Genomic DNA, 14,167 nt, shown 5'->3' on the forward strand with positions numbered 1-14,167 from the left:
GATTTAATGACTATTAATGACGCCCGAACTAGCCCCTATTGGCGCACGTTCTTAGAACAAAACTAAATCTTGCATGACATCAGCATGCTGATGCGTACTGGATATTTTATCGACCTGGACACCATAAAACACCACCTCACGAGCGCTTCTCTGAGCGCTCGACTCCATTTGAGCGCACCTACGGCCCGTTGCAACGAATAATTCTGGTGGAGAGCACAGCATATGAGTCGCAGGAGTTGTTCACTACTTCTGCTTGATATCGCCGACTTGCCAGCGGTCGTGTAGTTCACACTCCACGATATTCAGAACCTTCACAGTGGCACTGACAGCGACACCATGTTCTAGCATGGTGAGGTAGATCATAGAGCTTGATGTGCATTTTCGGGAGGTAGATCGGTGTCAGAGCGTCATGGCGAAGAGCAGCAAGCCACCTTTGGGTTAGCTGAATTAGCTGAGAGATCCGGCGTAGCTGTCCGCAACATACGCTTCTATACCACCCAGGGATTATTGGCCGCTCCCGGAAAACACGGCCGGCGAGCTGTATACACGTCCCAACATCTGGTCACCCTGGAACTCATTGCTGAATTGCAGGGTCACGGGTTTGGACTCGCTGCCATCAAGGAACATCTACACCGCATTCCAGTCGATGCCTCCGTCACATCGATTGCAATGCACTCCACCATGCTGGCGCCATGGTTAGCTAATCGACCGGCAACCATGACACGCGCCGAACTTGATACCAGGACTGATCGTCCTTTGACCGACGATGACCTCACCATGTTGAAACATCTGGGAGTCATCCATCGGTTGTCAGAGGATGCGGAACCTGCCCGTTATGCTGTTGCCACTGCTCTGTTATCCATCGGGGTGGACCTCATTGATTTCGGGCTCACACCTACCACCTCGGCTGAAATTACCAAGGCCATTGAAACAGCCGGCCAGCGGCTCACCGCCGACCTAGAAGAAACGTACTCACGGATGCTCAAACCCAGACTCGCCGATCAGAACATGACCGATAGCGATGTCGAGCGATTCGTGTCCCTGTTCAAGCCCGTGTCCATTGCCGCCTTAGCCCGCAGCTACGAACACGCGCTGGGTGCCTTGCGCCAGCGCGAGTCGGAAGCAGCGCAAACCCGCCTCCAAACAAGAGCCCAAGCACACCACCCCGCAACATAAACCGCCACACAGCCAATTCGCCTAAAGGAGTCCCATGTCCATCGAACTGTCCGTTACCAACGGTGTTGGCACCGCAACGTTTAACCGTCCAGAAGCAATGAACTCTATGACAGCCAAGATCCTGACCGAATGGCAGGCCGGTATCCGGGAGCTGGCCGATAATCCAGAGGTCAAAGTCATCGTGGTTACCGGTAAGGGACGTGCTTTCAGCGCCGGCCTCGATCTTAAGCAAAGTTTCGACGGCGGCGACGACACGCCGTGGAGCAACGAAACCAATCCGGCGTCTCGCCTCTCCAAGGCCCTGCGCTATGGAACCGACTTCATCCGTACCCTGGCCGGCGTCGCCCAGCCGACCATCGCTGCTGTCAACGGGTATACGGTGGGCGCCGGCATGTCTTTTGCCGCTGCCTGCGACATCCGTCTGGCCTCCCCTGAAGCCGTGTTCTCTGCACCGTTTATCAAACTCGGTATCTCCGGTGGTGACCTCGGCCTGTCCTGGTTCCTGCCACGGATCATTGGGTTGACTAAAGCCACCGAACTGATTCTCAACGCTGGACAATACGACGCCAAGAAGGCTTTAGAAACCGGGCTAGTCTCGTCGATTGAAAACGATGTTGTTGCCGCCGCACAGGCCATGGGCGAGCACATCGCCAGCTTCGAAACGTATGCGGTCACCGCCTCGAAACGTCTCTTGGCCGCAGCGCCGACCGCTTCACTGGATTCACATTTGGATTCAGAACTCGCGGCACAGACCCTCGGGTTCTTTACGGACACCGCCCAGAATCTCGGACGATAAGGGGCGGGTCCGTGTAAGGCCAGCTAGATGCCGGCGCCTTGTGAACGTTTGGTGATTTCTTCTTCGAGGGCTGCACCTTCGACATCGACGTCGGGCAGGATGCGATCGATCCATTTCGGTAGCCACCATGCGGCAGGTCCCAAGAGGTGCAGAACCGAGGGCACCAGCAACAAGCGAACAACGAAGGCGTCGAGCAGGACCCCAACGGCAAGTGCCAGCCCAATGGATGTGATCATCACATCGTCGGTGAAAACAAATCCGGCGAAGACCGAGATCATAATCAGTGCGGCTGCGGTCACCACGGCACGGCCGGCGACCAAGCCTTTTCGTACCGCGACTTTTGGTGCCGAGCCCTGCACGTAGGCTTCCCGCATCCCGGTAGCGGTGAAGAGCTGATAATCCATGCTCAGCCCAAACAGAATACCCATGACAAGGATCGGCAGGAAGGTCAGGATCGGACCGGTGCCGGTGATGTCAAAGACATCCCCGAACCAACCCCACTGGAAGATCGCCACAATGATCCCCATGGTCGCAGCGAACGATCCGACGAAGCCGAGGGTGGCCACCAGCGGAAGCAGCAGTGATCGGAAGACCATGATCATGAGCAGCAGGGACAGGCCGATCACCACGGCAAGATAGACGGGCAGCGCATCAGCGACCACATCCGAAATATCAATGCTTGCTGCCGCGGCACCGGCGACCGAGAGTTCAACGTCAGCTACCTCGGTGTCAGCCAGCACCCCGTCGGCACGTAATTCATGGACCAGATTTTCAGTGGACTCCGACGCCGGACCATCGGTTGGAACGATGGCCAAAGCGATCACGCTGTGGTCGTCATTCATACCCGTTGGCACGGCGGTCTCGACATCGTCGCGTTCCGCCAAGTGTTCAGCCACCGCGATTTGTTGATCGGTTGCCTCGCCCTCGGATAGGTCGGAGTCTGGAAGGTCGGCGAGCACCAATAGTGGGCTATTCATGCCTTCACCAAAGGACTCTTCGGTTTCTTGATAGGCCTGGTAGGCGGTGGAGTCGGCTGGCTCCTGGGAGGCATCCGGTAGGCCAAGGCGTAGTGACCCTACGGGCAGGGCCAGGAAGATCAGGAGGGCTACAGCACCGACCGTAGCCAGGACGGTGTTGCCGGTACGCATACCGGAGGTCACCTTATCGCCGTTGTGCTGCTGCGGGCGGGCCTTTGCTCGCCCTGCTGAGCGGCGTTCCTTCTTGGACAAGATGGTGTACCCGGTTACGGACAAGAGTGCAGGAGTCATAGTAACGGCCATCAGTGCAGCGACCAGTACACAGAATGCCGCAACCGTACCCATCATCCCCAGGAATCCGACGCCGGTCACGTTCAGAGCCAGCAGTGCGATGACCACGGTGGCACCTGCGAATATGACGGCGTTGCCCGAGGTGCCATTGGCCAAAGCGATGGAGTCTGTGACACCCATGCCGCCTTTGAGCTGCTGGCGGTGCCGGTGAAGAATAAAGAGCGAGTAGTCGATACCGACCGCCAGACCCAACATCAGCCCAAGGATCGGGGTAATCGACATCATCTCGATTGCTCCGGATAACGACATGGCGCCGGCAACACCGATCCCCACGCCGATCAGAGCGTTGAGTAGCGGCAGCCCAGCACCGATGAAGGTACCCAGCATGACCAGTAGGACGACAGCGGCAACGAGCAGACCGATAACCTCAGCCATCGAGAACATGGCGGGCATTTCAAAACTGAGATCTTGTGTTGGCAAGACTTCTACGCCGTCGATATCAGCATCAACCAAGGTCTGCGAAACGGCGGTCACTTCCTCCATATCGAGCTCTTGGGCAGCCTGCGGGAAGTTGATCATCATCAGGGCTGTGTCGCCATCATCAGAAACTGTCCCCATACCGTCAGACAGGTCCAGCATGGCCTGGCCACGGTCCAGTTCCAGCTGGCCGTCTTCGAGATCCTGACGTGAGGTTTCGAGCTCTTCTTGCGCGGCATCGAGTTCAGCGCGCCCTGCATCAAGTTCTTCTTGCTGGGCATCCAGCTGTGGCTGAACGGCCTGGGCCATACCGGACTGTTCGGCTTGTTCAGCTGCTGCATCCAGCTCGTCCTGGCCGGCCTGAAGCTCTTGACGGGCGGCGTCTAATTCTTCTTGGCCGGTCTCGAGTTGGTCCGCGCCATCGGTGAGATCTTGACGACCAGATTCCATATCCGCACGGTTTGCCTCGACCTCATCGGCGGTTTCGAAAGGGTCCGTCACCGAAGTAACAATGTCGTGTTCTTCAACCTCGGTACCCAGCTCAGCAATCGCATCCTGCTGCTGGCTGGTAAATTCTTCGCCGTCCTCGGTGCGAATGACCACATTGGCACTACCGCCCGAACCGTCGTCGAGTTCCTCGGTCATCCGATCGGCAACCTCGGTGGTCTCCAAATCGGGCATGCTGATCTGATCGGAGAGTTGACCACCGAAGGTCAGAAAGGAGCCGACAGCAACCGCTAATATCGCCAGCCAGGCGAAGATAATGGTTTTGGCTCGACGTGCGCTGAACATGCCGAGCCGATAGAGCAGTTTTGCCATGGAAGGACTCCTGAATCCTGAGCGGTTCGGGTGGGGTGGACGAGATGTTGCAGCACAAAACACACCCGAGGAGGTTTATACCTTCTCTACGATAAACGATACGCGGCGTCTCGCATAACTCCGGTGGAAGGTTCCAACAGTTTTGTGCCCAATCCCACACGAGCATTTCCGATACAGACCTTAACGTCCAACACCTTTAACCACGACGTCGACCAATGCATCGAACCACTCGGGTTCGGGAGTCACACCCGAAATCAAGCGCAAAATGATGGGATAGACCAGCGCACCCAGGGTCGCTGACAGATCAGTGTCCGTTCGCAGACCACCACGGGCGGCTTCCTTTGTCAGGCGTCTGTAGGGAACGGCCGTGAGCTCAAGGTCGTTCTGCGTGAGATAGTCCTCGAGATTGACCTCTTCAACGATGGCGGCCGTGACCAACGAGCGCGCCAGGGAGACACTTTGGGCGTCGAATAAACTCCCCCGAAGAACCTGCACCCACTGCCGAAGGTCGGCACGAAGATCGCCGGTGTCGTTGACTTCGGCGATGTGCATTTTCACGTGGCCGGTCAGGATAGCCTCTAGCAGCACCGATGCTTTGGTCGACCACCAACGATAGATGGTCTGTTTGCCAACGCTGGCTTCAGCAGCGATGCCTTCGATGGTCAGGGTTTCATAGTCGTGGTTCTGTTCTTCAAGGAGTCGTGCCACGGCCTTGAGCACGGCTTGATGTGACGTCGTGCTCCGTGGCCGTCCACGCGGTATTTTCTCAGGTGCTGGATTCACAGCTCTCATCGTACTTCTACCAGCCCTGCAACGTGGTGGTACCGGCACTATAAGGCCAACCGGGCAATGTGCCCACGTTGGTGTGACACCCCAGGATTCGGTAATGTCAGTACATAATGCCAAGCATGTATCGGTGCTAGAGGCAAAGAGTACTGCAAATCCCCAGCACGTTAAGGAGACACTCGTGTCAATCGTGGTCATCAACGCTTTGAGCGTTCCAGAAGGTCAAGGTAGCGAACTCGAAGCACGCTTTGCAGCTCGCAAGCATGCCGTCGACCAGTCCCCCGGTTTTGAGGGCTTTAACCTATTGCGCCCAACCGGTGACAATACCCAGTACTTTGTGTACACCCAGTGGGCTTCACGTGAGGACTACGAAAACTGGCGCGATTCCCGTGACAATGCTGCAGCACATGCTTCCGAAGACGGCAAACCACGCAAGCCAGTAGCCAGCGGTGCTGAGCTGCTGGAATTCGACATCGTGGAGTTGTAAGTGGCCGCAGAAGGAAAGACTCTACCCATCGTCATTCATGGCGATCCGGTACTGCATAACCGCGCTGCCGAAGTTGAGGAAATCACCGACGACGTACGGCAGCTGGTTGCCGATATGCACGTTACTCAGGAGGCCGCCCGCGGTGTTGGTCTCGCCGCTCCCCAGGTTGGTGTGGGTCTGCGTATTTTCACTTGGGAATTTGAACACACCGGTGATGCCCCCACCAAGGGCGAAGTGCTCAACCCGGTGTTGACCCTGTTGGGGAAGGTTTCTCAGGAAGAGCCGGATCCAGAAAGTGAAACGGAAGGCTGTCTCTCAGTACCGGCTCTGGGATACCCGTTGAAGCGCTCCGATCATGTTCGGCTCCAGGGATTCGACGTCAATGGTGATCCCGTAGATTTTGAGGCCTACGATTGGTTTGCTCGGATTCTGCAACACGAATTTGATCACCTGAACGCCACTCTGTACGTCAACCGCCTGAATCCGCGTTGGGCAAAGCGTTGGAAAAAGGAACTGCGCAAGCAAGGCTGGACCACCGCAGGTAATACCTGGATGCCCGGTGATGACGAAGATCCGTTTGGCCACGACACTGAAGACGTCGAGGAAGCTGTAGAAGATTAACAGCACTACTTCTTGACGGCTCCTGTCATTGTTAGGAAACGTGAGATCAGGGCTTAAACGCAACGTGAGGTCGCCCCGTTCAGGGCGACCTCACGTTTTGCGGCTCTAAGTCTGTGACCTAGTGGCTAGTCTTAGTGCTTTGGGAAGACGGGTAGGTTTTCACCGGCCATGGTTTCTACCGCACGGATAACCTGTGTGGAGTAACCGTATTCGTTGTCGTACCAAACGTAGAGGATCAGGCTGGAACCGTTGGACCCTTCGTTGACGATGGTTGCCAGACCATCTACGACACCGGCGCGGTTGGAGCCTACGAAGTCAGTGGAGACTGCATCGTGTGAGTAGATGTAGTCAATCTGTTTGCTCAACGAGCCGGTCAGGGATTCCTGACGCAGACGTGTGTTGATCTCTTCGCGAGACGTTTTACCGTCCAGCTCCAGGTTAAGGATAGCCATGGAAACGTTCGGGGTTGGAACGCGAATGGCATTACCCGAGAGTTTGCCAGAAAGCTCTGGAAGCGCTTTGGCAACCGCGGTTGCTGCACCGGTTTCGGTGATCACCATGTTCAGGCCAGCGGCACGGCCACGGCGGGATCCCTTGTGGAAGTTATCGATCAGGTTCTGGTCGTTGGTGTAGGCGTGCACGGTTTCAACGTGACCGTGGTGAATGCCGTACTCGTCGTTGATGACTTTCAGAACCGGGGTAATCGCATTGGTAGTACAGGAAGCAGCCGAGATGATGGTGTCTTCCGGGGTGATGTCTTCGGTGTTGACACCGAAGACAATATTCTTCAGGTCGCCCTTACCAGGAGCCGTCAGCATGACCTTGGAAGTGCCCTTGGCCTTGAGGTGCTGGCCCAGACCTTCTGCATCGCGCCATACACCCGTGTTGTCCACAACGATGGCGTTATTGATGCCGTACTCGGTGTAATCGAGGGAGGCTGGGTCAGATGCGTAGATGACCTGGATCTTGGTGCCATTAGCGGTGATGGTATTGGCTTCTTCATCAACTTCAATGGTGCCGTTGAAGGCACCGTGCACAGAGTCGCGGCGCAGCAGGGAAGCACGCTTGACGATGTCGTCATCAGAGTTGCGACGAACAACGATCGCACGCAGACGAAGTTTAGTACCGCCACCGGCGTGATCGAGCAGAATGCGGGCAAGCAGACGACCAATGCGTCCAAAGCCGTAGAGCACAACATCGGTGGTGTCGCCGAGGCCTTCGCCATTCTTGTCGACGATATCGGCCAGTTCAGCACGAACGAAGTCTTTCGCGTCGCCGCCGGCTTCGCGGAATTTTTTGACCATCATGGCCAAATCGACAGATCCAGCACCAAGGTTGAGCTCTGACATTGCCTGAACAATCGCAAACGAATCTTCAACCGGAAGAATTGATTCATCAACCTGGCGAGCAAAGCGGTGAGCCTTCAAGATGTCGACTACCGACTGATGAACGAGGCTCCGACCATAAATGGAGGTTACGATGTTGTTATTGCGGTACAACGAACCAATGAGCGGAACCATTTGCTCAGCCAACTGCTCACGTTCACTCCACTGTTGTAGAGTCTCCTGCGTGCTGGCGGTGATATCTGCCACGATGTGGTCCTTTTCTTCATAGTGTGCGATTGGCGGAAGGCCAACCTATTTGAAAACATTCTCATCTTAGCGTTTCAGGGCAAAGGATACCGGCAATCGAAGTGATCAGAAAGTCGTGCCGCTACTGGCGAAGCAAAGCAAGCTCATCGTCGGTGGTATACGCAGGTTCATCTGGGCACTCGGACAGAACATCAGCGATCGCATCATGTTCTGGCTCGGTAACCCAGAGGTCATATTTAGCTTTCACTGCTGTTTGGATGGCCACGAATTCACAGCGGAAGTCCTTATTCGGCGGCAACCAGGTCGCTGCATCTGCATCGGACTTCTGCCCATTCGCTGGTCCGTCAACGGCCAACAGGTTCACCGGGTCATTGGCAAAGCGTTCGCGTTCTGCTGCTGACAGTTGTTGGGCGCCCTTTTGCCAGGCGTCGGAGAGCGCGACAACGTGGTCGATCTGAACGTCCGTGGAAGTTTGTGCACCGCGAATGAAATCAATGGTCTGTCCGGTAAAGGGATCCTGGAGCACTGCGGTAAGCACTTTGCAGCTGTCGTCAGCATGCACGACGCTTTCTAGATCTCGAGTCAAAACATCGTTGCGCGCGTCGCAGCCATTACCGTCAGGATCTAACCAGCCGTTACCAAATTCAGCGCGACTGTACCCGGTTTTCGGGGCGCGGCCTTTAATTTCTAGCGTTTCTAATTGCTCCAGCGCAGTACCTTCTGCGGGCACGTAATCCTCGTCAGCAGGAAAGACGAACGTTGCAATGAAATATATGCCAATGACCAAGACGGCAATAGGCAGGGGCAGCTTGGCGAGCTGAGACGTTTTCCGGCGACGCTGAGACAATATTGCACTTTCAAGACGCTTGATGTGGGGACGGGATGGAGTGCTGTAAGCCGGATTCTGTGACCAATCGGAATGCTCCGATTGGCTGATGATCATCTATCTGGTGACTGCGTTGCCGCAGTACTCAAGCGATCAACCCGAACACTGGGCGGGCAGCCTCGTGACGTGTTCTGCTTGATCTTGCACCGGATGGGGTTTACCGAGCCGGGCGTGTCACCACACCCGCTGGTGGTCTCTTACTCCACCCTTTCACCCTTACCCCTTACGGGGCGGTCTACTTTCTGTGGCACTAGCCTGCGGATTGCTCCGAGTGGGCGTTACCCACCATCATGCCCTGTGGTGTCCGGACTTTCCTCGACGTAATGTCGCGACCATCCGCAACTCCATCCCGAAGGTCTCACTTTACCGAAGATTGTCCAACGAACGTAATTCGAGCAACTACACTCAAACTCATGTTGATTTTGCTGCCCCCTTCTGAAGGTAAAACCGCACCTGAGCACGGTGAACCATTATCGTTCAATGATTTGGTCTTTCCAGGATTGTCTGGAGAACGCCGGACGCTTGTTCAAGAGCTTGAAGTAGTTTCCGGTTTGGGCAACGCTCACGAAATTCTGAAGGTCGGCAAATCGCTTCACAAAGAGATCGCGGCAAATCAGCAGCTCCTCGAAGCACCTGCGGCACCCGCATGGCAGGTCTATACTGGCGTGCTCTTTGACGCTCTGGACTATGGAACGCTGGAACATGTCGATGACGACCTCACCCTGGTGTTCTCCGCCCTGTTTGGAGTAACACGGCTATCGGATGCCATCCCAAGTTATCGCTATCCTGCGACAGCAAAGCTTCCGGGCATCGGCAATGTTGGCACCTGGTGGCGCGCGCGGCTGACAGACCAATTATCTGACTACGCCAGCGGACCGATCATCGACTGCCGCTCAACAACCTATCGTTCCTTTTGGAAAACCCCACCGTTCCGCACGGTCACGGTTGATGTATTTCAACGCGTCAACGGTGAGTTGAAAGTGGTGTCGCACTGGGCCAAGCAGGCACGCGGCTATGTGGCACGGCACCTACTACAACAACATGCTCAAGAACCTATCGGGTCGTTGCAACAGGTTACAGAGACGGTCGGTGAGATCTATGAGGTTGAACTCGTGGAGCCCACCGCGAAAAAAGCCGGTTCGTTACGCATCGTCCTGAGCTAATGCACTTCGCGCCAAGATCGCGCCAGTATCAGGGCAGTAAGCCAGTTCATCAGCGGGTAGTTTCTTGATCTCGGCTAGCTCAGCCGGTGAAATCGGCACACCGGCACCGGATAGCCCTTCCGGTGTCAGTTCAATGACACCGATACCGTGATTCTCATCGCGGATCTGCTCATATTCGGTAACAAGATCCGTCGGGAGGTTATCGGCTAAGGTAGCGCGCTCAATCGTGAGTTCTTTGCCTTGTTTCGAGAGCTGTTGTCCTTGCTCATTGATCGTGGTGATTCTGACATTCACAGCTTGTTCGGCCTCGGCAATCGCAGCCTGGGCGTTGGCTAAGTCTGTCTGTGACGTTTCCAGCGTCTGCATCGCTTCAACTTGTGCCTCTTCAAGCTGATCAATGCGAACCGTGAGTTCCGCAATGTCCATGGTGACTGCCTGGACATCGCGAGACGAGACCTTGTCTGCATCCAGTCGAGATTGGTGAGTGTTTCGGCGTTTGGTGGCTTCTTCTACAACTCGCTCTGCCTCGTCAGCTGCTGCCTGATGCTCTTCAACCTGGACCTGGACAGCTTTGGCACGCTCAACAGCGGCTGCACCAGCCTGACGCAGCTCAGCAAGCTGGGCATCGTCACGCAATTCGCTCAGTTGAGTACGCAACCGTGTCAGCTGGCTGTCGAGGGACTGCAGATCAAGAAGTTGACGTTGCTGCTGCGTGGTCGCGGTGATGCTCATAGATAAACTATTCCGTTTCGTTGTCGATCTTCTTGGTCTCATCGCCCGAGGTCAAAATAAAGTCCCAAGGGTCAGTATTGATGGCTGATACAGCTGAGGTGATGGTAAATCCTTCATCAGCGAGTGCCCGTTCTAAAGCATTAGCTCCGGCCGGTAGCCACAGCCACTCTGAAGCAAAGTGCGACACGTCGATCAGGTATGGTCGATCTGCTTCCGCCATAGCTTGTTCCCTGGCTTCCGAAGCTGGGTGATGACGAAGGTCTGCGGTGATGTAGACATCAGCTTCGTGCTGACGCACGTGGTCAAATAGGCTGTCGCCTGCTCCCCCGGTAATTGCCACCTTGGAAACAATCCCGTTTGGATCACCGGCCACGCGAACGCCCCCGGCGACGGCAGGAAGCGCACCATATACTCGCGTCGCAAATTCTTCGAGCCGCATACCTGCGGGCAACGTCCCTACTCTACCGATGCCTTCTTCGTGCAAACCATCTTCGGCAGCAGCCAACGGCTCAAGGTTTTCCAGTCCCAGGATTTCTGCCAAAACATCTGAAACACCACCCACCGCGGAGTCCGCATTCGTGTGCGCAGTGATTAAGGCACAAGAATTCTCAACAAGAGTGTGCAGCACTTTGCCCTTAAACGTTGTTGCCGCAATGGAAGTGACAGGCCGCAGGAATAACGGGTGGTGCGTAACGACTAAATCAGCTCCACTAGCCACCGCCTCGTCGGCGACGGCTTGGACCGGGTCTACAGCCCAATGAATGCGCTGGATTTTCTGTTCGGGGCGGCCGGCAACGATGCCAGAAGCATCCCAATTCTGCTGCAGACTCACCGGCCACAACGCTTCCATTGCTTGGATGACTTGGGAAAGCGTTGGATGAACGACGGATTGCTCAGATGCTTGCTTCGATGCCATGTTGTCTATTGTGCCTGCTGTCCAAGGTGAAATCACTGTTTAACCTGCCACACATAGCGGACGCCTGCCCAGAAGTTGGGAAAATATCGGCAGCGCATGACGACTTGAGGCCCCGGAGGTCAAGACAAATCTGAGCCACATGCCACAGAATCAACCCTTCAAGAAGATCACAGAACAATAACAGGAAATTGCCAGGAATTCCTTGAATCGCTGACTTGCCGCCGAAGGAGTTTCAAAAACGCCGAATTTTGGCCGGAAATGCAACCGCGAAGGTTGCGAAGAGATAACAATAATGTCACGGTTAATAACGTTCTGATAACGAGCCGTCTTGAAGAAGACGTCCGGAGTCCAGACAAGCAACATTGCATCTTCCGTCTTATTGAGAGTAACAACATGACCTTCACCACTCGCCGAGCACGCATTGACGCCGAAAAAGCCGAACAGCTAGCACTGCGGTCGCGTCGGAACAAGAAATTCTCCATGAGCGTCGCTGGTCTGGCAACCGCTGCAAGCGCTTCCATCATCGGCATGGCACCGGCTAACGCAGCAATGGACGATGTCGCCGCCCCTGCCGCCTCTTCGAGCTCCAGCAGCACTGCCTCGAGCAGCTCAGCTGGCTCATACACCGTGCAGTCCGGTGACACGCCTGCATCCATCGCCAGCTCACAGGGCGTATCGCTGGACTCACTGTTGAGCGCCAATGGCCTGAGCACCTCTAGCGTCATCTATCCGGGAGATGAACTTCAGCTATCCGGCGATGCTTCCTCCACAGAGAGTGCACCTGCCGCAGAAAGCGCAGGCGTAGGCCCAGAATCCAGTGGAACGACCTCCACCGCTGACGCCGGCGACACCAATAGCACCGTTCAAACCGCTTCCGCCACAAGCTCAGGTTCAGGTACGACCGCCGCTACAAGCGCAGCAGTCGACATCGTCAATTCAGGCGCTTCCTACCAGTACGGTGGCAACGGTCCAAGCGCTTACGATTGCTCCGGGTTCACTAAAGCAGCATTTGCTGAAGCTGGCATCGAGCTACCACGTACCTCGAGCGCTCAGTTCAGCGGTGGTACCCAAGACAGCCTGTCCAACGTCCAGGAAGGCGATCTCGTCTTTTGGTCCAATAATGGTTCAGGCTCCGGCATTTACCACGTCGCCGTGTACATCGGTGACGGTAAGATCGCCCAGGCACGTAACCCAGAAGCCGGAATCACTATTGATTCTCTGGATCACTACGCACAGTACAACCCACCAATGAACACCGTGGCTCGTTACTAAACTGCCGCACGTTCTCCCATCGCTGCGCGGTGGCACCAAAGCTGGTGTCACCGCGCAGTAGGTTAACCACCGAGAAGAACCGGCCTTGTAGTACTGCTGCCTAAATTTGATATACCTGGACTATGACAACACAGATTTCAGCCCTGCTGACCCCTGCCCCAAGCACTGCGTTCGAACGTGGCACCATTACACGGCGCGCAGTCCGCCCGGATGACGTCTTGATTAAAATCGCCTACGCCGGTATCTGTCATTCTGATATTCACAATGCTCGAGATGAGTGGGCCCCTGGCATGTATCCCATGGTCCCAGGCCATGAAATTGCCGGCATCGTCACCGAGATCGGCAAAAACGTAACCAAGTTCAAGGTCGGCGATCGGGTAGGCGTTGGATGTTTTGTGGATTCCTGCGGCCAGTGTGAACCGTGCCGTACAGGAGAAGAGCAGTTCTGTGACCAAGGCGCGGTCATGACGTATAACAGCAAAGACTATGACGGTGAGATCACCTACGGTGGCTACTCGACTCATATCGTGGTCAAGCAGGATTATGTCCTCCACATCCCAGAGGCCATTGCTTTTGAGACCGCTGCTCCCCTGCTGTGCGCCGGTATCACCACATACTCTCCATTGCGGCATTGGAAAACCGGTCCCGGTATGAACGTAGCGGTAATTGGTATGGGCGGTCTGGGCCATATGGCCGTCCAATACGCACACGCTATGGGCGCTCACGTCACCATCATTTCGCAGACACGTTCCAAAGAAGATGATGGTCGACACTTCGGTGCCAACGACTATCGTGCCACCAGTGAAGAAGGCACGCTCAAAGCCTTACGCGGCACGTTTGATCTGATCATCAATACTGTCTCGGCAGATATCAATGTCGATGCTCTCCTGAAAACTCTCAAGCTCGATGGCACCATGGTGTTCGTAGGACTACCTGAGAACTCACAATCATTTAGCGTTTTCTCACTGACTTCACAGCGGCGCTCGCTAACCGGCTCCAATATCGGTGGGATCAAGGAGACCCAAGAGATGTTGGACTTCTCAGCAGAACACGGGATTACTTCCCAGGTAGAAGTCATCAGTGCTGATGATGTTGATGAAGCCTACGAGCGTGTGGTGCGTTCGGATGTACGCTACCGGTTCGTGATCGACGCGACCACGATCTAAGCCTCGATGA

At 55.5% G+C, this 14,167-nt stretch carries 13 protein-coding genes and 1 other RNA gene; 7 read left to right on the forward strand and 7 right to left on the reverse strand.

All coding sequences use genetic code 11. The features are described from left to right. Positions 1-396: 396 nt before the first annotated feature. Positions 397-1,176 (forward strand): MerR family transcriptional regulator, encoded by a 780-nt coding sequence (locus tag L0H14_RS09375; protein WP_301421719.1) that lies wholly within the window; start codon positions 397-399, stop codon positions 1,174-1,176. A 34-nt stretch (positions 1,177-1,210) separates the two neighbouring features. Next, entirely contained in the window at positions 1,211-1,972 is a 762-nt protein-coding gene (locus L0H14_RS09380) for an enoyl-CoA hydratase/isomerase family protein (RefSeq protein WP_301421720.1), read from the forward strand. Between the two features lie 23 nt (positions 1,973-1,995). Here L0H14_RS09380 and L0H14_RS09385 read toward each other — a convergent pair whose 3' ends face one another. Both L0H14_RS09385 and L0H14_RS09390 read right to left on the reverse strand, forming a co-directional pair. After that, positions 1,996-4,536, reverse strand: coding sequence for an MMPL family transporter (locus tag L0H14_RS09385; protein WP_301421721.1), 2,541 nt, complete (start codon positions 4,534-4,536; stop codon positions 1,996-1,998). A gap of 180 nt (positions 4,537-4,716) precedes the next feature. Beyond that, positions 4,717-5,319 (reverse strand): TetR/AcrR family transcriptional regulator, encoded by a 603-nt coding sequence (locus tag L0H14_RS09390; protein WP_301421722.1) that lies wholly within the window; start codon positions 5,317-5,319, stop codon positions 4,717-4,719. A 184-nt stretch (positions 5,320-5,503) separates the two neighbouring features. Between L0H14_RS09390 and L0H14_RS09395 the strand changes: the two genes are divergently transcribed. Both L0H14_RS09395 and def read left to right on the forward strand, forming a co-directional pair. After that, positions 5,504-5,809 (forward strand): antibiotic biosynthesis monooxygenase, encoded by a 306-nt coding sequence (locus tag L0H14_RS09395; RefSeq protein ID WP_301419397.1) that lies wholly within the window; start codon positions 5,504-5,506, stop codon positions 5,807-5,809. Next, on the forward strand, positions 5,810-6,430 hold the full coding sequence (gene def, locus L0H14_RS09400; RefSeq protein WP_301419398.1) for a peptide deformylase: 621 nt from the start codon (positions 5,810-5,812) through the stop codon (positions 6,428-6,430). It abuts the gene before it with no gap. Positions 6,431-6,561: 131 nt separating this feature from the next. Here the strand turns inward: def and L0H14_RS09405 are convergent, their stop codons facing one another. The 3 genes from L0H14_RS09405 to rnpB form a co-directional block, all read right to left on the reverse strand. After that, on the reverse strand, positions 6,562-8,022 hold the full coding sequence (locus L0H14_RS09405) for a glyceraldehyde-3-phosphate dehydrogenase (RefSeq protein ID WP_301419399.1): 1,461 nt from the start codon (positions 8,020-8,022) through the stop codon (positions 6,562-6,564). Between the two features lie 121 nt (positions 8,023-8,143). Beyond that, complete coding sequence (locus tag L0H14_RS09410; RefSeq protein WP_301421723.1) at positions 8,144-8,869, reverse strand: HNH endonuclease family protein; 726 nt, start codon at positions 8,867-8,869, stop codon at positions 8,144-8,146. A 30-nt stretch (positions 8,870-8,899) separates the two neighbouring features. Further along, positions 8,900-9,257, reverse strand: an RNA gene (gene rnpB / locus L0H14_RS09415) — RNase P RNA component class A. A gap of 64 nt (positions 9,258-9,321) precedes the next feature. Here rnpB and L0H14_RS09420 point away from each other — a divergent pair. Beyond that, entirely contained in the window at positions 9,322-10,071 is a 750-nt protein-coding gene (locus tag L0H14_RS09420; RefSeq protein WP_301421724.1) for a YaaA family protein, read from the forward strand. Here the strand turns inward: L0H14_RS09420 and L0H14_RS09425 are convergent. Then, positions 10,051-10,803, reverse strand: a complete 753-nt coding sequence (locus L0H14_RS09425) for a zinc ribbon domain-containing protein (RefSeq protein WP_301421725.1) — start codon at positions 10,801-10,803, stop codon at positions 10,051-10,053. The two genes, L0H14_RS09420 and L0H14_RS09425, sit on opposite strands and share 21 nt — an antisense overlap. Positions 10,804-10,810: 7 nt before the next feature. Continuing rightward, a complete protein-coding gene (locus tag L0H14_RS09430) occupies positions 10,811-11,719 on the reverse strand; it encodes a Nif3-like dinuclear metal center hexameric protein (RefSeq protein WP_301419403.1) in 909 nt (302 codons plus the stop codon). Positions 11,720-12,112: 393 nt separating this feature from the next. Between L0H14_RS09430 and L0H14_RS09435 the strand changes: the two genes are divergently transcribed. Together L0H14_RS09435 and L0H14_RS09440 are read left to right on the forward strand one after the other, a co-directional pair. Continuing rightward, positions 12,113-12,991, forward strand: a complete 879-nt coding sequence (locus tag L0H14_RS09435; RefSeq protein WP_301421726.1) for a C40 family peptidase — start codon at positions 12,113-12,115, stop codon at positions 12,989-12,991. A gap of 122 nt (positions 12,992-13,113) precedes the next feature. Continuing rightward, positions 13,114-14,157 (forward strand): NAD(P)-dependent alcohol dehydrogenase, encoded by a 1,044-nt coding sequence (locus tag L0H14_RS09440; RefSeq protein ID WP_301421727.1) that lies wholly within the window; start codon positions 13,114-13,116, stop codon positions 14,155-14,157. Positions 14,158-14,167: the final 10 nt, after the last annotated feature.

This window comes from Yaniella sp., assembly GCF_030453185.1.
Lineage (GTDB): Bacteria > Actinomycetota > Actinomycetes > Actinomycetales > Micrococcaceae > Yaniella.